The following is a 21,011-nucleotide window of genomic DNA, read 5'->3' as shown; positions in this document are numbered from 1 at the left end:
AGTTTTAAACGGCAACTTATGCATAGCAAGCGTAAGTGCCTCACGTGCTAACTCTTCATTAACTCCGGCCATCTCATAAATAATTCTGCCAGGTTTAATGTTCATAACCCACTCTTCAACACCTGCTTTACCTTTACCCATACGAGTTTGTAGAGGCTTTTTGGTTAGTGGCTTATCAGGGAAAACCCTAATCCAAGTTTTCGCTTGTCTTTTAACATGACGAGTCAAAGCAACACGAGCCGCTTCGATTTGGCGAGAATTTATTCTTCCGGCCTCAATAGCCTTTATACCAAATTCTCCCATCGCAAGATCTGTTCCGCGAGTAGCTTTACCGCGGTTACGACCTTTCATCTGTTTACGAAATTTCGTTCTTTTTGGCATCAACATGATTATTTACCTCTTCTTGCTCTGCGTGGTTTTTTTGGAGCTTCGTTCTCTTCGGTTTTTTCAGCTTGAACACCTTTTTGAAGAACTTCGCCTTTAAATATCCACACTTTTATACCTATGTTTCCATAAGTTGTATGCGCCTCTGCAAAACCGTAATCAATCTTTGCTCTTAGCGTATGAAGCGGCACGCGACCCTCTAGATACCATTCGGTTCTTGCCATCTCGGCACCACCCAAACGACCTGCAACTGAAATTTTAATACCCTTAGCGCCTGATTTTTGAGCGCCTTGGATTACCTTTTTCATAGCGCGTCTAAACGCAACACGTTTTTCAAGCTGCATTGCAACGTTTTCGGCGGCAAGTTGAGCAGAAGCTTGGGCTTTTCTCTCTTCTTTAATATTTACGTTAACCTCTTTGTTGATCAGCTTTTGGATATCTTCTTTAAGCTTTTCTACATCAGAGCCTTTCTTGCCTATTATTATGCCCGGGCGAGCAGCTACAACGGTTACTCTGATCTTCTTAGCCGTTCTTTCGATAAGAATTTGAGAAACCCCAGCATAATATAGTTTTTTCTTTAAAAATGCACGAATTTTATAGTCTTCGCCGATATTTTCTACCAAATTTCCTTTAGCAGGAAACCATCTTGACTCCCAGTTACGGTTAATTCCTAGTCTTAAACCGATCGGATTTACTTTTTGTCCCATATTACGCTTCCTTCTTTTCAGGTTTAGATACTTCTACCAAAATGTGGGCAGTTGGCTTGCGAATTCTGCTTGCGCTTCCTCTTGCTCTTGGTCTAAATCTCTTAAGTACGGGACCTGCGTCAACTCTACAAGAGCTAACGATAACTTCCTCAGGTTCAAAACCACCGTTTGCAACGGCAGAACTGATCGCGTTTGCTATAAATTTAGCTCCCTTGTTTGGCATAAAACTTAGGCTTGCAAGCGCTAGTTCGGCATTCATACCCTGAACCTCTCTTGCTATAAGTCTTGCTTTAGTAGGAGATAGTCTAATAAATTTAATAATAGCTTTACTCATTTATCTCCCCTTATTTGCCGATTTTTTTCTGAACAGAGCCTTTATGACCCTTGAACGTTCTAGTTGGAGCAAATTCGCCAAGTTTATATCCGATGTGGTTTTCAGTTACATACACAGGGATAAAGCTTTTACCGTTATGGACATTAAATGTAAGTCCAATCATTTCAGGTACAATCGTACTGCGTCTTGACCATGTTTTGATCGGCTTGTTGTCGTTTGCTTTCTTAGCAGCAACAACTTTTTTCATTACATGTCCGTCTACGAAAGGACCTTTTTTGAGTGATCTAGCCATCTCTATTTTCCTTTCCTTCTTGAGATAATTAGCTTGTCGCTAGCTTTTTTGCGGCGAGTCTTAGCACCTTTTGTCGGTTTACCCCATGGAGTTACCGGATGACGGCCTGAATTTTTCTTGCCTTCACCACCACCGTGCGGGTGATCAACAGGGTTCATAGCAGAACCACGAGTTTGAGGTCTTATACCTCTATGGCGATTTCTACCTGCTTTACCGATAGTTACGTTAGCCCAGTCTTCATTACCGATAACGCCAACGCTTGCCATACACTCTGCTAAAATTTGTCTCATCTCACCGCTTGGAAGTCTTAAGATGACATATTTTTCCTCTTTACCCATTAGCTGAGCATATCCGCCGGCAGATCTTGCTATCTGTCCGCCTTTACCAGGCTTAAGCTCGATATTATGAACGATCGTTCCCACAGGGATATTTCTTAGTTTCATAGCGTTGCCAGGTTTTATATCAAGACCACTCTCGGCAGCTGCAACTACATCACCTACATTTAGACCGTTTGGTCTGATGATATAGCGTTTCTCACCGTCTTTATAAGCAATAAGCGCTATACGGCAGTTTCTGTTTGGATCGTATTCGATCGCTTCAACTTTGCCTTCGATGCCAAATTTGCGTCTTTTAAAGTCTATGATTCTATATAGTTTTTTAGCGCCGGCTTGTTTATGTCTTGATGTGATACGACCATTATTGTTTCTACCGCCTGTTGCAGGTAGTTTTACAAGTAGGCTTCTAACGCTTGGTTTAGCCGTGATATCTTCACTGCTAAGACCTGTCATAAATCTACGGCTCGGTGTATATGGTTTATATGTTTTAATCGCCATCTTACGCCTCCATGCTTTCTAGAGTTGAACCTTCAGGCAGCTTAACGTAGAATTTTTTAACTTCACTGCGTTGTCCTGTTTGTCCTTTAAAACGCTTAACTTTGCCTTCCATTCTAAGTGAATTTACGCGAAGCGGCATCACTCCGAAATACTCTTTTAAAATTTCTTTTAGCCTATTTTTAGTCATTTTTGGTGAAGTTTGGATAACTACTACACCAGCTTCTTGAAGGCCAAGAGTTTTTTCTGTATATAAAATTGTTTTGATATCAGTTATATCTGCCATTTTAGCCCTCTTTTGTTATAGATTCAAGTGCCGCTTTTTCAATGATAACCGCACTAAATACCGATACTAGATACGCATTTATCTCGCTTGCATCTACCAGATAGCAGTTTGATAAATTTCTAAATGCCAAAAGCGTATTATCATCAAGTAAATCTTTAACTATCAACGCATCTCTTAAATTTAGGCTATTGATAATTTTTGCCGCATCTTTTGTCTTTCCGCTGTCAATGCTGATGCTATCAACTGCGAAAATTTTGCCCTCGTTAGCCTTTTGTGCCAATGCGCACTCAAGAGCTAATCTCTTTTGTTTTTTATTAACTTTTTGGAAATAATTTCTATTGTTTAATGGACCAAAAGAAACTGCACCGCCAACCCATACGTTAGTTCTAGTTGAACCTGCACGAGCGCCGCCGCGACCTTTTTGTCTCCAAGGCTTCTTACCTCCACCGCTTACAAAAGCACGAGTCTTAGTGTGAGCCGTATTTGCGCGGATACCTGCAAGGTAAGATTTAACATATAGATAAAGGTTGTGTGGATTTACTTCTGCATAGTTTGCAGGAAGGTCTAAATCTCCAGCCTTTTCAAATTTCTCGTTTAATACGCAAACTTTACTCATTTTACTATCCTTACTCTACCCATTGCACCGTTGTGTCCAGGAACTGAGCCTTTTAAAACTAAAATTCCGTTTTCGCTGTCAAAACTTACAACTTCGTTTTTAACAGTTACTTTCACATCGCCCATATGTCCTGCCATTTTCATACCAGGTTGAACACGTCCCGGCCATTCACAGTTACCGATTGATCCGTGGCGTCTGTGGAAACGTGAACCGTGACTTTTAGGTCCGCCACCAAATCCGTGTCTTTTAACAACGCCTTGATAACCTCTACCCTTTGAATCAAAGCTAACTTTTATGATTGCCGCTGAACTTAACGGACTTACGTCAAGATCGCCTGCTTCGCTATTTGCAACTGTTAAAGTAGCAAATTTATTATATTCAGCCGAAAGATTATATTTCTTTTGTTGGCCTGCTATAGCTTTATTCTTCGCTTTGCCTTTTGCATAAGCAACGATTGCGCGGTTATTTTCACCCACTTCGCAAACTTTAGTTTCTACAAGTTTTAGAAGCGTAACCGGCGTACTAGGAACCGAAATCGTCCTACTCATGCCTATTTTTTCTACGATATATTCCATTATCTAACCTTTCGCCTGATTACTTGCCCATCGCACGAACTTCGACGTTAACTTCAGGAGCCAAGTCAAGTTTTGTAAGCGAATCGACTGTGTCAGGTGTAGCTGCTACGATGTCAAGCATACGTGCATGAATTCTCATCTCAAACTGCTCGCGTGAGTCTTTGTTGACGTGTGGTGATTTTAAGACTGTGTAGCGTTTGATTTTAGTAGGCATTGGCACTGGACCTCTTACGTCAGCACCAGTTCTTTTGACAGCTTCTACGATTGCTGCAACTGTGCGGTCTAGAACTCTATGGTCATAAGCTTTGAGCTTAAGCCTGATTCTTTCCATTTGATTTCCTTTAAAATAGAACTTGTCGCAAACATACGACCTTTTATGACTTACATAAAAGATTGAGATTTTACTAAAATGAGCTTTTAAAGTCAATGTTTCAAGCTGTTTTAGTAAGAATTTGTAAAATTTATTTCCTTTTCACAAGGAAAGATTTTAATACAACATCGCTATTTTTATTCAAAATTTTTAAAATTTGATATTTGATTTTAAATTTTTCCTTATTAAAAGGAAAAATGTTATAATTCTTTCAAATTTTAAAAGGCTAAATTTGAAAGAACTGCTATCGCTTTACAACACCCCTTTAAAATCTATCAAATTTATAGATAGAAAATTTAGCATCTCATCTAGCAAAACTCTCATCACAGGAGGAGATGGAAGCGGCAAAACTTCACTTGTAATCGATCATCTAAAACAGTTTAAAAACGAAGAAATTTTATATATAAACTTGCAGGATATAAGGATAAGCAAGGCTAAAATTTTAGATGATTTAGAGACATTCTTAAAAGATAATAAGACGATAAAAGTCCTTGTAATAGAAGGTATAACCTTGCCGGAGCATATCGTGGCGATGGATAAAATTTCAAATTTGAACTTACAAAACATAATCATAACAACTGAACTAAAAAACATAAATTTAAGCGGATTTAAAAAGCTAAATTTAAGCGGCTTGGATTATGAAGAATTTATCGCATTTTTTCCTAAAAATTTAGATCAAGATCAGCTGTTTAGCCATTTCGTAACCCACGGCAATAACCTAAATTCAGTCTTTCTTGATCAAAGTGAAGTCGTAGAAAATCTCCAAAGCAGGCTTAAAAGCAAGCTTGGTGAAGTAGAGATAAATTTGCTAAAAGAGTGTGCTGCTTTTCAAGGAGCGAATTTAAGCGCTTATGAGCTATATAAAAATCTAAAAACACGCTCTAAAATATCAAAAGATCGCGTTTATGCAGGACTTGTGGATCTGGAAAACAGGGGTTTTATAAACCTCATAGCCAAATTTGACCAACCGACTGTGGCAAAAAAACTTTACTTTAATGATTTTGCCATGCGAAATGCGCTAAGCCTGAAAAAAGATTTTGCAAAGCTTTTTTCAAATATGGTCTTTTGCGAACTTTTTAAATTTAAAGAGGAAATTTTTTATACTAAAGATTTTGATTTTTTCCTTTCTAAAAGGAAACTTGCCATACTTTGCATACCGTTTAGCGATAGTGATCTGATATTTCTGAAATTCAAAAAACTGCATGCAAGCTTGAAAGCTCTTGGAGTAAATAAACTTCAAGTTATCAGCGTGGCAAATCAAGCAGATCTTAGCATAGAAGGCATCAAGTGTGAAATTTTGCCTTTTTCGCGTTGGGCGCTTAGTTTTTAACTAAAATTAAGGAGAGTATATGAGAGTAATTTTGACGTTTTTTGTTGCTGTTTTGCTTATCTTTGGATACGAGATTAATCATGAAAATTGGGGTAAATTTTATAAATTTACAGGGGTGGCGGATGAGGAAAAATTTGAGCTTTATCTAAACTCGTTTGATAGCGAATTTGAAAATTTTAAAGGCGAAAAAGGCTTTGAACTCCCTACTAAAATTTACGGACATCTCTTTTTTAAAGGAGAAAAATTTGAGTTTTCAAAGGGCAAGATAGAAAAAACGGATGATAATATAACCGCTTTAAACGCACTCTCCGACTGGCTAAATTTAGATGTAAAACTTGATGAAGATGGCAAATTAAGCGGCAAGTTAGCCATAAAAGGCAAAGCTCACAAAGCCACTATAACTAAGGAGTTAAGCTATGAAATTTTAACTCTCGGCTTGCAGATAACAAATAACCAAAACACAAGGCTTGAAGGGATAGTTAGTGATTTTTTCTCAGCCGATTTTGTTACAAAAAACAAAAACAATCTAAAAGAAAAACTGGAAAATTTTAAACAGGAATTTAAAGACAGCGAGCAAAATTTATTTAAAAACGACATTTTAACGCTTGAGTTTATCAACGAAATTTTTAAAACCACTTGCAGAAATCTCGGTAAAGAAGGCAAAATTTGCAACTCAAAATTTTTAAAAACAGGCAAAAATATCTCGGCTCAAGATGTTTTTATAAACTTAGATGATGAAAATTTAAAAGCTATTTTTGAAAGTAAAGAGATAAAAATGGATGAAAATTTTATGCTTTCTCCTGTCGGAATTACTTTTGAAAGCTCAAATAAAATCATCTCAATTGAGGAGATAAAGCCTTTTATGAAGGATAGTTTCGGGCTTTTTAATGAGTAAGATGAATAAAATTTGCGGTATTGATGAGGCCGGCAGAGGAGCGCTTGCGGGTCCTTTAGTCGTAGCTGCTTGCGTCCTACATAGCGAAATTTCAGGGCTTAACGACTCTAAAAAACTAAGCGCAAAAAGACGCAAAGAGCTTTTTCATGAGATAGCCTTAAATTCGCAATTTTTAATCGCATATTTTTCAAATCGCCAAATAGATGAATTTGGGCTAAGCGAGTGCTTAAGGCGGGCTTTAAATCTTTTTAAAAGTCATTTTGTAAACTACGAGCTGCTTTACGACGGCAACGTAAACTACGGCACCGGCATTAAAACGATGATAAAGGCTGATGGCAAAGTCGCCGAAGTAAGCGCGGCAAGTATCTTAGCCAAAGTAAGCAGAGATGAGCTAATGAGCGCATGGAGCAAAATTTATCCTGATTATGGGTACGCTTCTCATAAGGGTTACGGCACAAAGGCGCACCTTGAGGCGATTAGAAATTTGGGAGAATGTGAGCTAACTCGAAAAAGCTTTATAGTTAAGGCGTTTCAGCCCACACTTTTTTAAGTCTAAAATTTAGTAAAAATAATATAAAAATTTCAGTATTTTAGTAACAACCTTGTAGAAATTTAACAGTTTTCATAAATTTTCGTTCAAAAATACTTGATTTTGATAAAAAACCATAATTTTTAGATACAATCAACTCATGAAAGCACTACTTTTTCCTATAGCAGCGATAGTTTTATCATTTATCGCTTATACTTTTCCGACCGGTTTTGTAGCTATCAAAGGCTACATCGTTCCGCTTCTTGTTGTTATCATGCTTGGCATGGGTATCACGCTTAGTATTGATGATTTTAAACAAATTTTGCACAAGAAAAAAGCTCTGGGACTTGGAATTTTTATCCAATTTCTCATCATGCCGCTTGCTGCTTTTTTGATCTCAAAAGCGTTTGGATTTAGCAACGAAATCATGGCGGGTATGATGCTAGTAGGCACTAGTGCGGGAGGAACGGCCTCAAACGTGATGACCTACTTAGCCAAGGGCGATGTGGCACTAAGTGTGAGTATGACGCTATTTTCCACTCTACTTTCAATAGTATTAATGCCGTTTCTAACATGGCTTTACATCGGACAAGAAGTTCCGGTACCTGCTATGAGCATGCTTTTAAATTTGGTTAAAATTATGCTTGTGCCGATAGTTGTGGGCGTGCTTTTAAATACTTTTTTTCATAAATTCGTTAAAAAGATCCTTCCTGCGCTTCCTATCATATCCATGGCGGCCATCATCACAATCATAGCAATCGTAGTGGCGCTAAACGTGAAAAATATCCAAACCGTAGGCGCACTAGTAGCGCTTGGCGTAGTCCTTCATAACGGCTCGGGGCTATTTTGCGGATACTTTTTATCTAAGATGTTTGGTTTTGATGAAAAGACGGCAAGAACCGTAGCTATCGAAGTGGGTATGCAAAATTCAGGCTTAAGCGTCGCGCTTGCGGTTAAGTATTTTGGCTCGCTTGCCGCACTTCCCGGCGCATTATTTAGCGTATGGCATAACTTATCTGGATCTATTTTGGCAGGAATTTGGAGCTCAAAGAGTAAAAACGAAGCTTAAATTTACTACTTGACTATTGTCATTTTAGCTTAGCTTGCAAAACTCTAAATTTAGCCTTTCCGTAAGAGTATGATAGCTGAAATTATCAACGCAAATCCGACTATATCAATAAATACAAACTCGCTTCCAAGCCAAAAAGTCGCAAACAAAGCCGCCGAAACCGGCTCGATAGCAGATATCACGCTAGCCTTGCCGCCGCCTAGAATTTTAACCCCTTGCATATAAAGACTAAAGGCAAAGATAGTGCCAAAAACCACAACACCGCAAAGAGCCAAAAATCCGCTAAAGTCGCTTATGCCTTTAAGCTGCCAAGGCTTAGCGTATAAGCTTAAAACAATGCCGCCTATAACCATCGCCCACGCGAGTATAAGCGTAACAGGATAGCTTCTCATCAGTCGCCGAGGTGAGAGAGTGTAGATGACGATAGTGCAAGCTGATATTATCCCTATGATAAGCGTCTTTACCGGGATAACAAGGCTTGCAAAATTTCCATGAGTAGCAAGCAAAAACACTCCGAAAATTGCACAAAATACGCTTATACTTTCCTTTTTGTAAGGAAATCTTTTTTCTTCAATACAAAGTACAAATAGCACCAAAACAGGCGCAAGATACTGCAAAATAGTAGCAATTGCGGCATTTGAAAGTTCGATAGTAACAAAATATGTATATTGGCACGCCATAATGCCAAATAGAGCGTAAAAGAGCAGATCGTAGATATTTTTCTTTGAGCTAAAGATACTAAAGATAAATTTACCGCTTTTTACATATAAAATCACGAGCATTATCACGCCTGAAAGCAGCAAACGAAGTGACGTAAGATACTCCGCGCTTATACCTTTTCGCTCGAAAAGATACTGCCCACAAGCTCCTGAAAATCCCCAGAAAATCCCGCCAAGAAGAGTTAAAGCTATGCCGAAATTTTGACTATTTTTATCCATGGCGAGATTATAACCAAAAAGCCGATTTTAATGAATGATTATAAAACGGCTAAAGAGAATTTACCTGTGGCTTTTAAAATTTAATCAATGAAATTTTATTAAAAAGCCGAATTTATCTTTTTAAAATCGCGTAGGCTCTAAGAGGAGCCGCATCGGCATTTGCTATCTTTAAAGGAGCGGCAGAGAAGAAGAAACTCTTGTTTTCTAAAATTTGTAAATTTATTAGGCATTCGATGATCTGAATTCCTCTTTTAAAAGCCTCTTTATGCCTTAAATTTGCTCCATGAGCATCGATTGTGGATAAATTTGTAGCAACGGTTTTAAAGCCGTTTTGCTGAGCTAAATTTAAAAAATCATCGTCCAAAAACGGCGAATTTATGAAAAAATCTTGCTCATTTTTAAACTCACAATGCACGTTTAAAAGTAAAATTTTAGCATTTTGCGGATTTGGCGGTATTTTAAATTTGATAGCTTCGTTTAAATTTGCTTTTACTCCAACACAAACGCCTTCGCCGACAAAACACTCAAGAGAGGCTTGCTCGCTCTTTACTCCTTTGATACCGCAATGCATGGCAAAATCGGTATGCGAGCCTGTATGAAGAGACATAGACAAATTTCCCGTGCAAAATCCGCCGTCTGAAATTTGCTCTATCAAAAACGCAGCGTCGCCCGGATAAATTTGAGTTTTGGAGCTTAAAATAGGACTTAAATCGATAATTTGCAAATTTTGCCTTTTGAAATTTTAAGAAGTGTAGCTAAAATTTCTTAAAATTTAAAAGAGGGGAATTTTGGCTTTGAAATTTTATCCCAAAGCCAAAATTTGTTTAGCCTAAGCGGGATTAATGTCCACAACCGCAGCCACAACCTCCGCTTGATTTGATAGCTTCAAAAACAGCGTCATAGTTTGGTTCATCTGCTATTTCAGGTACGATTTGCTTGTGAATGATAACTCCGTCTTTCACGACAAAAACCGCGCGAGCAAGCAAGCCTTTAAGCGCTCCTTCATCTATCAAAACACCGTATTTTTCGCCAAATTCCTTAGCTCTAAAGTCGCTTCCCACGCGTAAATTCTCTATGCCTTCAGTAGAGCAAAATCTACCCATAGCAAACGGAAGATCAAGTGAGATAACGCTTAGTTTTATAGCGTTTTTGCCTGCCATTTTTTCGTTAAATTTGCGAGTTTCTGTTGCGCAAACTCCCGTATCAAGCGAAGGAACGGTAACTAAAATTTCGATTTTACCGCTATTGCCTCCTACTTTAAACTCGCTTAAATCATTTCCCGTAAGCGTAACTTCAGGAGCGCTTTGCCCTACAAATACCTCATCACCTCTTAAATTTACAGGCGAACCTTTGAAATTTACTTTTGCCATTTTTATCCTTTTGAACTGAAATATAACGCAAATATTACTATATTTTTACAAACAATTAACCCCAAACGGCTACAATTATAAATAAACAAGGAGTAAATATGAGCGAAAAAGAGATCTTAGAAAAACTGCAAGAAAAGCGCACTAAATGCGTGGTTTATACTCGTGTTATGGGATATCACAGACCGGTTGAGAGCTTTAATCTTGGCAAAAAAGGCGAACACAAAGAGCGAGTAAAATTTTGTGAGCGTGCAGAGTAAGCCGCTTCACTCCATTACCCCCTTTACTACTCTTGACTTTCCCGACAAAACCGCTTGCATAGCGTGGTTTACAGGATGTAATATGCGCTGTGCTTACTGCTACAATACAGCCGTAGTGCTTGGCGAAGGGTTTGTCGGAGAAGATGAATTTTTGCATTTCTTAGATAAACGCATCGGCAAACTAAGCGGAGTTGTGTTTAGCGGCGGAGAATGCACTATAAACGGTAGCTTTTTGCCTCTTGCAAGAGAAGTTAAAAAGCGCGGGTTTTTACTTAAAGTTGATACTAACGGCTCGAATTTAAAAGCTTTAAAAGCGGCTTTAAGCGAAAATTTGATCGATTATATCGCACTTGATTTTAAAGCTCCTAGAGATAAATTTCAAGAGGTTACAAAGTCAAATTTATATGAGAATTTCATCCAAACGCTTGATTTTTTAATTCTGATAAATTTTAAATTCGAAGTTCGCACGACCGTGCATGCGGATTTGCTTTGTGAAGATGATATTACAAATATGAGCAAAACACTGCATAATCACGGATACAATGGAGTTTATTATCTACAAAAATTTCTAAATACAGGTGAAAATTTCGGAAATTTAACCGCTTCAAAAAATGATTTTGATATCAAAAAAATAGATTCAGCCATAAAGATAGAGCTTAGAAATTTCGCTTGATGAAATAAACTCTATGGCTAAATATGCAAATTTCCGCCAAAAGATTTATTTGCCGCCGATATGCTCTCTTATCTCAAGATAAGTTATGATATCCTTAAGCTCGGGCGTGTCGTTTAAAGCTTCTATTTTGACGTTGTATTCGCCTTTTGTAAGCTTTATCGTTATAAGTCTTTTGCTTCTTGCCATACTTCCGTTTGGAGCCTGAAAAGTCGAGTCGTTACCATAAGTAGAAAGATCAAAATCCTCATTGATATCGCTTGCTTTTTGGATGATATAATTTGCAAAATTCACATCATCTCCTCTTGCATACTCCCACTCTGTGTCGATATTTTTAGCAGGCTTTTTAATAGGCGTTATAACTAGCTTTAGCATTATTTTAGCGCCCGTGCAAACTTTTTTGTCTTCATCTGTTTTACCGGTTGGCACATAAGAATTATCATCAATATTTCTTGCATACATACCTGCAAGCTTGTCTATAGAGTATTTCGTGCAAAGCCACTGATCAAATTTATCGCTTGTATATCCCGGGAAATTGGCTTCGCCGTCTTTATGCTCTTTTGCCTGTATATCGCGGTCTTGGGCATACACAAAGCCAAATCTATAAAATTTCTCCTCGCTTACGGTTAATTTAGTTTCAAAAAAATTTCCTATCATTGACATATCAACCACTTCATAAATGCCGTCTTTTGGGTCTTTAACATCAACTTCATTTGCTAAAACAGATACCGCGATCATAAAAGATAAAATTAAATTTTTCATATTTCCTCTTTATTATTTACTCACCGAGTAGTTTTTAACCTCGTAAAGCAAGAAATCATAAACTCTTTGCTGTATCAAGGTCTCTTCTTCATTTCCCGTCATAAGCCGTCTTAAGTGCTCAAAATCTATCTTTGAAGCATACCTTTTATGCGTTTTAATGGCTTGATCTATGCTTAAAAGAAGTGCATCAAGCGTCATATGATCTTTGCGTTTGACCTTGGCTACGTACTCTTTGGTAGTTTGGATTAAAACTGCTCGGCGATTTTCGTCATCGCAGTAAATTTCACCTGAAATTTCATATAAAATCGCAAAATCGTCTTCATCAGGATCAAGTCTAGCACCTATAATAGCGGCAAAAATTTTCGCACGAAATTCTAAAGATCTATGATGATATACAAAAAATTCTCTAAAAAACGACAAAAATTTAGATTTTATCCCGACTGCCATAAAATGCCTCAATTAGTTTTAAGTTATACTTTAGTAAAATTGCACTCGCCTCTTCTTAGACCTGTGCAATGCCTCTTTTGAGCACCGCTTCAGGGTGGGAACACAGCAGAGCACTTGAATTTGGTGTGTGCCGCAGTCATCTGAGAAGGGGTTTTAAAATTCCATTCTTCAGATTATTGCACAAATTTTTAAATTTTTACTTGCAAAAGAGAAAAATGCTCTTTAAATTCCTCGCAAATTTTAGCGAAATTCACACCATCTACGCTTGGCTTATTCTTAAAAAAACTATCCATATTGTTAAAGCCGTCAATCAGCTCTTTTGACTTCACGCCGTAACTTATAGAAATCCCCGCCTCGATAAATGCCGCAAGCTTATCGCAGTGCTTAAGCGCCTTACCGTCAATTGCGTTAAATTTATCCTCATTTACATTTTCCATAGTACCTTCGTGATAGGCAGGCTTTTTCTCGCAAATTCTATTTTCAAACTCGTTTTTTACGAATTTTCCGTTTTGCTCTCTAATACCTAAAATGTAGCTGAACTCATCTCTAAAGCTATCAGGCACGAAAGGTAAAATTCGCTCGTCAATGAGTCTCATTTCGTATTCCGTTATGATCTCGTTTAGTCCTTCAACTCCGTATTTCACGGGGCTTATGATGTCCCTTGTAAGGCTTTCGGGAAGGTCGTGAAAGAGTGCGCAAAAGAAGTTATTTTCAAGCCTTTTTGCGCAAGCTTTAACTTCAAGAGAATAAAAATAACTCAAAATCGCAACCACAAGCATATGCCCAAGCACGGCAGTTTCTGGAATTCGCGGAGTTTGAGCCCAGCGCTTTTGAAAGCGAAGCCTTCCGCTTAGATCCACAAGCTTGGCCAGCTTTTGATTCATCACGATTTTTCGCACTCCGATTAGCTCATAATAGTCCTCAAGCTCCTCTTCAACCTTGCTTTTTAGCTCTTCTATATCGCTTAAAAACTGACTTGTTTGATATACGATAGAAAATTCCCAACGAGTTGCAAGATAGCTTGCCGCTTTTAAGATAAGTCGCTCTTTGGCATGCTTTTTATCTTTTTTCAGCAGATAATTTCTAAGGCGTTCTAAAAATTTGCCTCCGTCGATGTCGCGAACCAAATTTTCAAGTATATTTAGCACCCAGCCATTTATTTGCTCACTCTTTTGCTTTTGTATCTGATGAAATACGTCAGGGCGGATATCGGTAACTACTACTCGCGCAAAAAACTCAAAAATTCCCGCTTCAATGATATAGTTCATATCAACATCACGTTCTAGTTTTGCTATGAAATAAGCGATTATAAATTTATGAGCCTGCTTATCAAGCTCGACTAAATTCGTCATCTTCGGATAGTCGTTCCAGCGCGATATGGAGGCGGCTTTAAAGATATGTTCGATCAAATTTGCATTTATCATCATTTATCTTTTTTAACCACTCTTGCACGTTTTTCGCCTAGAAATTCAGGCTTTTTAAAACCTTCTTTTTTCGTTCCTCTCTTATCGCTGCTTCTTGAAGCGCTTTTAGCTCTTGAGTTTTTATCATCTTTGCTTCTATCGCGACTACCGTCTCTTTTGCTATCTCGTTTAGAAAAATCCTTAAAATCAGATCTTTTTTCTCTTTCAAAAGCAACTTCGGCAGTCTTTACAGGCTCAGGTAAAGCTTTTTTTAAAACACTTTCAGAACAAATCTCAATAACGGTATGAACGTTGCCGCGTGGGTTAAAGTCGCCTATAATCTTCATCCATTTTGGCTCAAGCTTTCTTTCAAGAACGGAATAAATTTCATTTATGCTGTCTTCGTGGCTTATATTTCTGTTCATAAAGCTATTTATATAAAGCTTGATTGCCTTTAATTCGACAACAAATTTCCCCGGAATATACTCAAGATAAATCGTCGCAAAATCAGGATAACCGCTCCTTGGGCAAAGACAACAAAACTCAGGCAAAGTAATTTTAATCTTATAATCTCTGTTTTGTTTATTTTCCCAAATTTCAAGATCACGCTCAACGTCAAATTCCTTTAAAATTTTCTCACCGTATTTCATCTGCTCTTGCAAATTAACTTCATTAACTTCTTGCATACTTTTCCTTTAAATTTCTTTCGGTTTTTCTATATAAAAACCTTGCGCATAATCTGTATCATAAAGCTTAACAATGTCTAAAAATTCAGCCTTATCCACAAATCTAATAATTGATTTGATACCTAAATCCTCCGCCGTAGAGTTTAAATTTCTAAAGATATTTTTAAATTTCTCATCATCTAAATTTTTATTAAATTCGATGTCATAAATTATAAAATCAATCGGAAGATATTTTAGGTATTCAAAACCTGCGTTGTTACCGCCAAATTTATTTAAAGCAAATCTAAAGCCGAGGTTTTTATACTCGTTTATGATCTCTTTAAATCTGTTTATCTCATCATAAACAAGCTTTTCGCTAAATTCAAATATGATATTTTTAGGATCCATCTTGCCTTGATCTATAAAATCTTTTATAAATTTATTAAATTGTAAATTTCTAAGCGAAACTGCCGAAACTTCGATGATACAGGTATCTTCATCCGGTACTTTTATCTCGCTAAATTTCTTAATAGAATTTATATCAAATAAAACTTCATAACCGTTTTTATTTGCGATATTTTGAGCTTTTTGCTTTGATATAAGGGCAAATTCCTCGGTATAAATTTTAACCAAAAGACTCTTTAAATTTTTACTATCTTTTAAATCTTTTACAAGCTGAGTTTGAAAGGTAAAATTCCTATCTAATATAGATTTACAAACCGAGCTTTCAAATTCATCTGTTATAGCAAATTTAGCATTTTCTTCGGAGCTTAATTTTTCGGTTAAAACCGAAATTGACTTATCTAAACTTTTAGAATAATTTATATTAACAAGCTCAAATTTGATCTTTAACTCTATATCATCGATTCCGTCAGCTAAGATGCTCTTTTCAAAGACGTTTAGAAAATGAATCACTTGAGAGCTTTTAGCTACGCAAAAAATCAAAAAGCTATCATTTGAGTATCTGCCTATAAAAGTTTCTTTTGATATGTTTTTTTCTAAAAAAATTTCAAGCTTTTCAACCAGTTTTTTAAGTAACAAATCACTACTTTCAAAGCTATATCTTTCATTTAAATCGTCTAAATTTCTGATTTTAAGCATTACTATGTTGCCGTCTTGTCTATGTTTAAATTTACTCATTTTTTTTGAAAGCAAATTTAAAATTTCAGCCCTATTAAAAGATCCAGTAACGCTATCAAGCACGCTTACTTTAAAGCTTTTATATATCATATAAACCGTATAATAAACCAAACACAAGCTTAAAATTGCAAGCAGAACTATCTCGTCATTGCCTAATTTTATATTGTCATTTCTTATAAAAATAAATAAAAAAACACCGGCAGTAACAATAAAAGGAAATGAGATCTCAAGAGCGAGTAAAAACCGCCTTGATCTCTCACGAAGTTCAGATCTTAACATCACACATCCAGATGTTTAACGTCTTTTGCGTGCTCTTGTATATAATTTCTTCTCGGCTCTACCTCATCGCCCATAAAGAGATTAAACGTATCACTCGCACTCATTGCATCATTTATATTTATCTGTAACAAGCGGCGATTTTCAGGATTCATCGTAGTCTCCCAAAGCTGATCGGGATTCATCTCACCAAGACCTTTATAACGCTGTATATAAGCACCTTTTTTAGCGTTTTTCTCAACTTCATCAAGAATTTCAATCACATCTTTAGTAAAGCTAAATTCGCGATCTTTTATCTTTTGATTTATATAAAGCGCCTCTTCGTAAAGCGGATTTGTAAATAAATTTTCATTTACGATAAGCTCTTCAAGACCGCTTTCAGTCTGGACATAGATGCGAATTTCATCTTCATTTATGTATGAATTTAGGATATTATATCCTTCATTTTCAAGATATATTTTTAAAATTTCAAAAATTTCATTGTAATTTTTAGAAACTATATCAGGATTTTCTATCATATATCTAATTGCACTTAACACGTTAAATCGCTTCTCAAGCTCTTTTAACACGCTTCTATAAGCGGCTACTATTTTAAGAAAATCAATTAAATCCTTATTTCCGATTCCTTCAAATTCCACCCCTTCAATTCCTGTCTCGATCAAAAATTCATTCAAAGCCTTTTCATCTTTAAGATAAATTTCCTTTTTACCCTTTTTGTATCGGTAAAGTGGCGGTTGAGCTAGATAGATGTAGCCGTTTTCAACTACAGGATTTAAAAATCTAAAGAAAAATGTTAAAAGTAGAGTTTGGATATGACTTCCGTCAACATCGGCATCAGTCATTATGATGATCTTATGATAGCGAAGTTTTTCTGCATCAAATTCATCTCCGATACCGCATCCCAAAGCCGTTATCATATTTTTAATCTCATCTGATTTTAAAATTTTATCAAGTCTTGATTTTTCAACGTTTAAAATTTTACCTTTCAAAGGCAAAATAGCTTGAAAAACTCTATCACGACCCTGTTTTGCAGAGCCTCCCGCAGAGTCGCCCTCCACTAAATAAAGCTCACTTATACTTGCGTCCTTGCTTTGACAGTCAGCCAATTTTCCCGGCAAAGTTCCTACGCTAAGTCCCTCTTTTTTACGGGTTAGATCTCTTGCTTTTTTTGCCGCCTCTCTTCCTCGAGCCGCCATTAAAGCCTTATTCATTATGGCTTTTGCTTCGATAGGATTTTCTTCAAAATACTTAACCAAAACCTCAAAAGTCATCTTTTGAACGATAGGTTTGACATAGCTTGAACCAAGTTTTCCCTTAGTTTGACCCTCAAATTGCGGCTCAGGAACTTTAACGCTTACAACAGCAATAAGTCCTTCTCTGATGTCATCGCCTGTTATTTTTGTATCTTTTTCACGCACGGAAGCGTTTGCCGCGATGTAGTTTGTTATCGCTCTTGTTAAACCTGCACGAAAACCGGCTTCGTGAGTTCCGCCGTCAGGAGTTTTGATATTATTTACGAAACTTAGTAAATTTTCGCTATATGTTTCGTTATACATCAAAGCAAAATCAACTATCACATCCTCTTCACCACCGCTAAATGATACGGCTTTACTAACCGGATTTGACCTGTTCATATCAGTTACAAAACTCTCAAGTCCACCTTCAAAGTGATAACTCTCGCTTCTACCTGTGCGTTGATCTTTAAAATTTATAGTTATTTTTGGATTTAAGTATGCAAGTTCGCGAAATCTCTTAGTCAAAATTTCATCGTCAAATTCCGTTACTTCAAATATACTGTCATCAGGCCAAAATTCGACCATAGTTCCGGTTCTATTTGTAGTTTTTATGATCTCCATTTCGCTTGTTGGAATTCCTTTTGCAAATTCTTGTCTATGAAGATTTCCGTCACGCTTAATATTTACAACCAATTTTTTTGAAAGCGCATTTACTACAGATACACCGACACCGTGAAGACCGCCTGAAACTTTATAAGTGTCTTTATCAAATTTACCGCCTGCGTGAAGCACGGTCAGTACAACAGTCGCAGCCGAAATTTTCTCGGTAGGGTGCATATCTACAGGAATTCCACGACCGTTATCGCTAATTATCGCTGAGCCTTCGTTTGTAATTTCAATATTTATCGTATCACAATACCCGGCCATCGCCTCATCGATAGAGTTATCAACAACTTCATAAATCATATGATGAAGTCCGTTTATATGAGTATCTCCGATATACATTCCTGGGCGTTTTCTAACGGCTTCTAAACCCTTTAAAACTTTAATATTTTCTGCGCCGTAATTTTTTTCCATAAAATAACCTTAATTATAAATTTATTGGCATTATTATCGTTTTTAGCTCATTTGAACTAACAGTAAATGCCAAATTTGAGTCATTAAAACCAAGCTCAAAGCTATCTTCTTCGATATTTGTTAAAAAGTCTATTAAGTATCTGTTTCTAACGCCTACGAAAAATTCCTCGTCAAGTCCTGTTTGAAAATCAATCACAGTTCTAGCCTCTGAATTATCTTCGATAATACTTTCAAAAGTTATAGTCTGAGGAGCGAAAATTATCTTCATACTATCTGATAAAATTGATATAGTTTTAATTCCCTCTATCATCTTATCTCTGCTTAGTTTTAGTCGTTTTTTAATTTCTTTTGGAATTACCCTATCGTAATCAGGGAATTTACCGTTAATAAGCTTTGTAAAGAACTCAAAATTTGCACTTTGAGCTATCAAAATGTTTTCATCGTAATAAATCTCTATCTTATCGTAAAAAAGTTTTTGAATTTCGCTTATTGCTTTTTTTGGAATTATAAGCGAAAATTCGCTTTGAGTCGGAGTTTCAAATTTAAATACACTTAGTCTTTTAGTATCGGTTCCTACGATATTTATGTAGTTTTGCTTAATGTCTATAAGTGCTCCGTTTAGCTCGAATTTTGGATTATTAGTATCTATGCTAGGGAATATCTTTTTAAGGCTTCTTCCAAGCATTATAGCGTCTATATCAAATCTATTTTTACCATCTATAGTTGGGAATTTTGGAAAATCTTCAAATTTATACATAGGAAGTTTGTATTTTGAGTTTTTTTGTTTTATATAAAGGTAGTTATTTACCGTTTCAAGAGTTACCTCTTCGTCTTTTAGGCTTCTTATTATGTCAAGCAGTTTTTTTCCGTTTGCGGTCGCATTTCCTTCATCTAAAATTTTAACATTTGTAAGTTTGTATGCAAGTCCTATCTCGTGATCTGTAGCTTTGATGTTTAAAATCCCATCTTTAGCGCAGATATATATGTGAGATGTTATAGCACTTAAATCCTTTTTTTCCAAGTAAGGATTTGTGTTTGTAACTATGCTTTCAAGAGCATTTTTGTTAATTACCGCCTTCATAGTTTTCTTCCTTTATTTTTTAAATTTCTTTTAGTATCAGTAGTAGGTATCATGAATATGTGAAAAATGCTTTTAAATCTTGAAATTTCAGCTTTTAGATAGTTAAAAACTAAATTTGATTTTTCACATTTATTCACATAATTCATCTTAAATTTTTATCCCTTTGTCAAAATTTTGTTTTTAATCTCTTCAACTTTTATCTTAAAATACTCATCTTCATTTATCATTTCATTTATCTTTTTGATATTATGGCTAACTGCCGAGTGATCTTTCATGTTAAAATAACTTGCTATCTGAGGCATCGAATTTGGCGTTAAATTTTTAGCTAGATATATTACGATTCGCCTTGCTTCAACGATGTTTTTAACTCGTGATTTGCTCTTTATCTCGCTTGGTTTTATATTTAGCTCTTTACTTACTATTTCGATTATACTTTCTAAATTTATATTTTCACGCTTCTCTTTTATCTGATCTCTTAAGATATTTTTAGCAAATTCAAGGCTTATTTCCTGCCTCATAAGTGTTGCGTAAGCGTTTAAATTTATGATTGCACTTTCGATTTCACGGATATTATCGCCCATATTTGTTGCAATATATTCGATTACGTCTTTAGTCAGATAAATTTTATCAAATTCGCATTTTTTCTTAATTATGGCTATCTTAGTATCAAGTTCAGGCGGAGTGATATCGGCTATTATTCCCCATTCAAAGCGGGTTCTAAGTCTATCTTCAAAGCCTTTTAGGTGTTTTGGCTGGCGGTCTGAAGTCATGACGATCTGACCGTTTTTTGAGTGAAGTTCGTTAAAAGTGTGAAAAAACTCCTCTTGAATTTTATCCGTTTTACCTAAAAACTGTACATCATCGATAAGTAAAACATCGCAGTTTCGGTATTTTTCACGAAATCTTTGCATTGAATGGTTGTTGATATGATATGTAAAATCCGTGATAAACTGCTCACTTGTGATACAAATCACCACTTTTCCGTTATTTAAGCAAAAATTTCCTACAGATTGAAGCAGGTGTGTTTTACCAAGACCTGTCGGACCGTAGATAAATAGCGGATTATAAGCTCTTCCAAGTTGCTCGGCGGCTGTTTTTGACGTGATGTAGGCGTATTGATTTGAGTCGCCCACGACGAAATTTTCAAATGTATAGCTTGGATTTAAGAGGCTGCTTTGAGCTTTTATCTGATTTACATCTACTTTAGCAACTCTGCTTTGGGTTTTACTCTTTTGAGAAGTGATGTTTATATGTGGCTTTGCACCTGTTTTTACTTCAAAAAGATGAGCTATTTTGTCTGAGTATTTTGTCTGGATAAATTTAGCTATTAGTTCATTTGGAGCGTTAAATACAATAACTTCGGAGTTTGAAGCTTTTTCGTTAAATTTAAGCTGCTTTATATAACACTCGTATTCGGATTTTAAAATTTCGTGTCCAAGTAGCTCTAAAACCTCGTTTGCAAGCAAATTTATC

General features: G+C 36.3%; 27 protein-coding genes and 1 other RNA gene. 7 read left to right on the top strand and 21 right to left on the bottom strand.

Features of this window, described 5'->3' with window-relative positions:
* The 9 genes from rplP to rpsJ all read right to left on the bottom strand — a co-directional run.
* Nucleotides 1–387: 50S ribosomal protein L16 (gene rplP / locus CDOM16188_RS09855; protein ID WP_172201821.1), on the bottom strand; the 387-nt coding region annotated here is incomplete at its 3' end.
* A 2-nt stretch (nt 388–389) separates the two neighbouring features.
* Nucleotides 390–1,091 carry a 30S ribosomal protein S3 gene (gene rpsC / locus CDOM16188_RS09850; RefSeq protein WP_172201819.1) on the bottom strand — a complete coding sequence of 234 codons (702 nt, stop codon included), beginning with the start codon at nt 1,089–1,091 and terminating at the stop codon, nt 390–392.
* Nucleotide 1,092: 1 nt separating this feature from the next.
* Complete coding sequence (gene rplV / locus CDOM16188_RS09845) at nt 1,093–1,425, bottom strand: 50S ribosomal protein L22 (RefSeq protein WP_169941758.1); 333 nt, start codon at nt 1,423–1,425, stop codon at nt 1,093–1,095.
* Between the two features lie 10 nt (nt 1,426–1,435).
* Nucleotides 1,436–1,717 carry a 30S ribosomal protein S19 gene (gene rpsS / locus CDOM16188_RS09840; RefSeq protein ID WP_169941760.1) on the bottom strand — a complete coding sequence of 94 codons (282 nt, stop codon included), beginning with the start codon at nt 1,715–1,717 and terminating at the stop codon, nt 1,436–1,438.
* A gap of 2 nt (nt 1,718–1,719) precedes the next feature.
* Complete coding sequence (gene rplB, locus CDOM16188_RS09835; RefSeq protein ID WP_169941762.1) at nt 1,720–2,550, bottom strand: 50S ribosomal protein L2; 831 nt, start codon at nt 2,548–2,550, stop codon at nt 1,720–1,722.
* A gap of 1 nt (nt 2,551) precedes the next feature.
* Entirely contained in the window at nt 2,552–2,833 is a 282-nt protein-coding gene (locus CDOM16188_RS09830) for a 50S ribosomal protein L23 (RefSeq protein ID WP_172201817.1), read from the bottom strand.
* Between the two features lies 1 nt (nt 2,834).
* A complete protein-coding gene (gene rplD / locus CDOM16188_RS09825; RefSeq protein WP_169941766.1) occupies nt 2,835–3,449 on the bottom strand; it encodes a 50S ribosomal protein L4 in 615 nt (204 codons plus the stop codon).
* Nucleotides 3,446–4,024 (bottom strand): 50S ribosomal protein L3, encoded by a 579-nt coding sequence (rplC, locus tag CDOM16188_RS09820; RefSeq protein ID WP_169941768.1) that lies wholly within the window; start codon nt 4,022–4,024, stop codon nt 3,446–3,448. The genes rplD and rplC overlap by 4 nt, the downstream gene beginning before the upstream one ends.
* Before the next feature lie 19 nt (nt 4,025–4,043).
* Nucleotides 4,044–4,355, bottom strand: a complete 312-nt coding sequence (gene rpsJ, locus CDOM16188_RS09815; RefSeq protein WP_002847957.1) for a 30S ribosomal protein S10 — start codon at nt 4,353–4,355, stop codon at nt 4,044–4,046.
* Between the two features lie 271 nt (nt 4,356–4,626).
* Here rpsJ and CDOM16188_RS09810 point away from each other — a divergent pair, with 271 nt between their 5' ends.
* The 4 genes from CDOM16188_RS09810 (at nt 4,627) to CDOM16188_RS09795 (ending at nt 8,217) form a co-directional block, all read left to right on the top strand.
* Complete coding sequence (locus tag CDOM16188_RS09810) at nt 4,627–5,724, top strand: ATP-binding protein (protein ID WP_172201815.1); 1,098 nt, start codon at nt 4,627–4,629, stop codon at nt 5,722–5,724.
* Nucleotides 5,725–5,743: 19 nt separating this feature from the next.
* A complete protein-coding gene (locus CDOM16188_RS09805; RefSeq protein WP_172201813.1) occupies nt 5,744–6,619 on the top strand; it encodes a hypothetical protein in 876 nt (291 codons plus the stop codon).
* 1 nt (nt 6,620) lies between these two features.
* The gene (locus CDOM16188_RS09800; RefSeq protein ID WP_172201828.1) at nt 6,621–7,169 is read left to right on the top strand and encodes a ribonuclease HII; all 549 of its coding nucleotides are present in this window, start codon (nt 6,621–6,623) and stop codon (nt 7,167–7,169) included.
* Between the two features lie 139 nt (nt 7,170–7,308).
* On the top strand, nt 7,309–8,217 hold the full coding sequence (locus CDOM16188_RS09795; protein ID WP_172201811.1) for a bile acid:sodium symporter family protein: 909 nt from the start codon (nt 7,309–7,311) through the stop codon (nt 8,215–8,217).
* 50 nt (nt 8,218–8,267) lie between these two features.
* Here CDOM16188_RS09795 and CDOM16188_RS09790 read toward each other — a convergent pair whose 3' ends face one another.
* From CDOM16188_RS09790 to tpx, 3 genes are all read right to left on the bottom strand, one after another.
* Nucleotides 8,268–9,155 carry a DMT family transporter gene (locus tag CDOM16188_RS09790; protein ID WP_172201809.1) on the bottom strand — a complete coding sequence of 296 codons (888 nt, stop codon included), beginning with the start codon at nt 9,153–9,155 and terminating at the stop codon, nt 8,268–8,270.
* 112 nt (nt 9,156–9,267) lie between these two features.
* Nucleotides 9,268–9,879: a cyclase family protein gene (locus tag CDOM16188_RS09785; protein ID WP_172201807.1), complete on the bottom strand. Its 612-nt coding sequence runs from the start codon at nt 9,877–9,879 to the stop codon at nt 9,268–9,270.
* Between the two features lie 115 nt (nt 9,880–9,994).
* On the bottom strand, nt 9,995–10,525 hold the full coding sequence (tpx, locus tag CDOM16188_RS09780; protein ID WP_170019551.1) for a thiol peroxidase: 531 nt from the start codon (nt 10,523–10,525) through the stop codon (nt 9,995–9,997).
* A gap of 98 nt (nt 10,526–10,623) precedes the next feature.
* Between tpx and nrdD the strand changes: the two genes are divergently transcribed.
* The gene (gene nrdD, locus CDOM16188_RS09775; RefSeq protein ID WP_169941782.1) at nt 10,624–10,782 is read left to right on the top strand and encodes an anaerobic ribonucleoside-triphosphate reductase; all 159 of its coding nucleotides are present in this window, start codon (nt 10,624–10,626) and stop codon (nt 10,780–10,782) included.
* A complete protein-coding gene (locus CDOM16188_RS09770) occupies nt 10,766–11,455 on the top strand; it encodes an anaerobic ribonucleoside-triphosphate reductase activating protein (protein WP_172201805.1) in 690 nt (229 codons plus the stop codon). The genes nrdD and CDOM16188_RS09770 overlap by 17 nt, the downstream gene beginning before the upstream one ends.
* A 45-nt stretch (nt 11,456–11,500) precedes the next feature.
* On the opposite strand, the gene CDOM16188_RS09765 is transcribed toward CDOM16188_RS09770, so the two are convergent.
* A complete protein-coding gene (locus CDOM16188_RS09765; protein WP_172201803.1) occupies nt 11,501–12,214 on the bottom strand; it encodes a hypothetical protein in 714 nt (237 codons plus the stop codon).
* Nucleotides 12,215–12,226: 12 nt separating this feature from the next.
* Nucleotides 12,227–12,661: a hypothetical protein gene (locus CDOM16188_RS09760; protein WP_169941788.1), complete on the bottom strand. Its 435-nt coding sequence runs from the start codon at nt 12,659–12,661 to the stop codon at nt 12,227–12,229.
* A gap of 52 nt (nt 12,662–12,713) precedes the next feature.
* Here CDOM16188_RS09760 and ffs point away from each other — a divergent pair.
* Nucleotides 12,714–12,811: signal recognition particle sRNA small type (gene ffs / locus CDOM16188_RS09755), an RNA gene on the top strand.
* 38 nt (nt 12,812–12,849) lie between these two features.
* Here ffs and CDOM16188_RS09750 read toward each other — a convergent pair.
* Genes CDOM16188_RS09750 through dnaA form a run of 7 tightly spaced genes read right to left on the bottom strand, consistent with a single transcriptional unit; the run spans nt 12,850 to nt 21,004 of the window.
* Nucleotides 12,850–14,085 carry an HD domain-containing protein gene (locus CDOM16188_RS09750; protein WP_172201801.1) on the bottom strand — a complete coding sequence of 412 codons (1,236 nt, stop codon included), beginning with the start codon at nt 14,083–14,085 and terminating at the stop codon, nt 12,850–12,852.
* The gene (gene queF, locus CDOM16188_RS09745) at nt 14,085–14,750 is read right to left on the bottom strand and encodes a preQ(1) synthase (RefSeq protein WP_253908184.1); all 666 of its coding nucleotides are present in this window, start codon (nt 14,748–14,750) and stop codon (nt 14,085–14,087) included. The genes CDOM16188_RS09750 and queF overlap by 1 nt, the downstream gene beginning before the upstream one ends.
* 9 nt (nt 14,751–14,759) lie before the next feature.
* Nucleotides 14,760–16,148 carry an EAL domain-containing protein gene (locus CDOM16188_RS09740; protein WP_172201799.1) on the bottom strand — a complete coding sequence of 463 codons (1,389 nt, stop codon included), beginning with the start codon at nt 16,146–16,148 and terminating at the stop codon, nt 14,760–14,762.
* On the bottom strand, nt 16,148–18,457 hold the full coding sequence (gene gyrB, locus CDOM16188_RS09735; RefSeq protein ID WP_172201798.1) for a DNA topoisomerase (ATP-hydrolyzing) subunit B: 2,310 nt from the start codon (nt 18,455–18,457) through the stop codon (nt 16,148–16,150). Before gyrB ends, CDOM16188_RS09740 begins: the two co-directional genes overlap by 1 nt.
* A 13-nt stretch (nt 18,458–18,470) precedes the next feature.
* Complete coding sequence (gene dnaN, locus CDOM16188_RS09730; RefSeq protein WP_172201796.1) at nt 18,471–19,538, bottom strand: DNA polymerase III subunit beta; 1,068 nt, start codon at nt 19,536–19,538, stop codon at nt 18,471–18,473.
* Nucleotides 19,535–19,684 (bottom strand): hypothetical protein, encoded by a 150-nt coding sequence (locus CDOM16188_RS09725; protein ID WP_172201794.1) that lies wholly within the window; start codon nt 19,682–19,684, stop codon nt 19,535–19,537. The genes dnaN and CDOM16188_RS09725 overlap by 4 nt, the downstream gene beginning before the upstream one ends.
* 9 nt (nt 19,685–19,693) lie before the next feature.
* On the bottom strand, nt 19,694–21,004 hold the full coding sequence (gene dnaA / locus CDOM16188_RS09720; protein ID WP_172201792.1) for a chromosomal replication initiator protein DnaA: 1,311 nt from the start codon (nt 21,002–21,004) through the stop codon (nt 19,694–19,696).
* Between the last annotated feature and the right edge of the window lie 7 nt (nt 21,005–21,011).

Source organism: Campylobacter sp. RM16188 (assembly GCF_012978795.1).
Classification (GTDB): Bacteria; Campylobacterota; Campylobacteria; order Campylobacterales; family Campylobacteraceae; genus Campylobacter_A; species Campylobacter_A canis.
The sequence above is the reverse complement of the archived record's forward strand: the minus strand, read 5'-3'. Positions and strand labels throughout refer to the sequence as shown.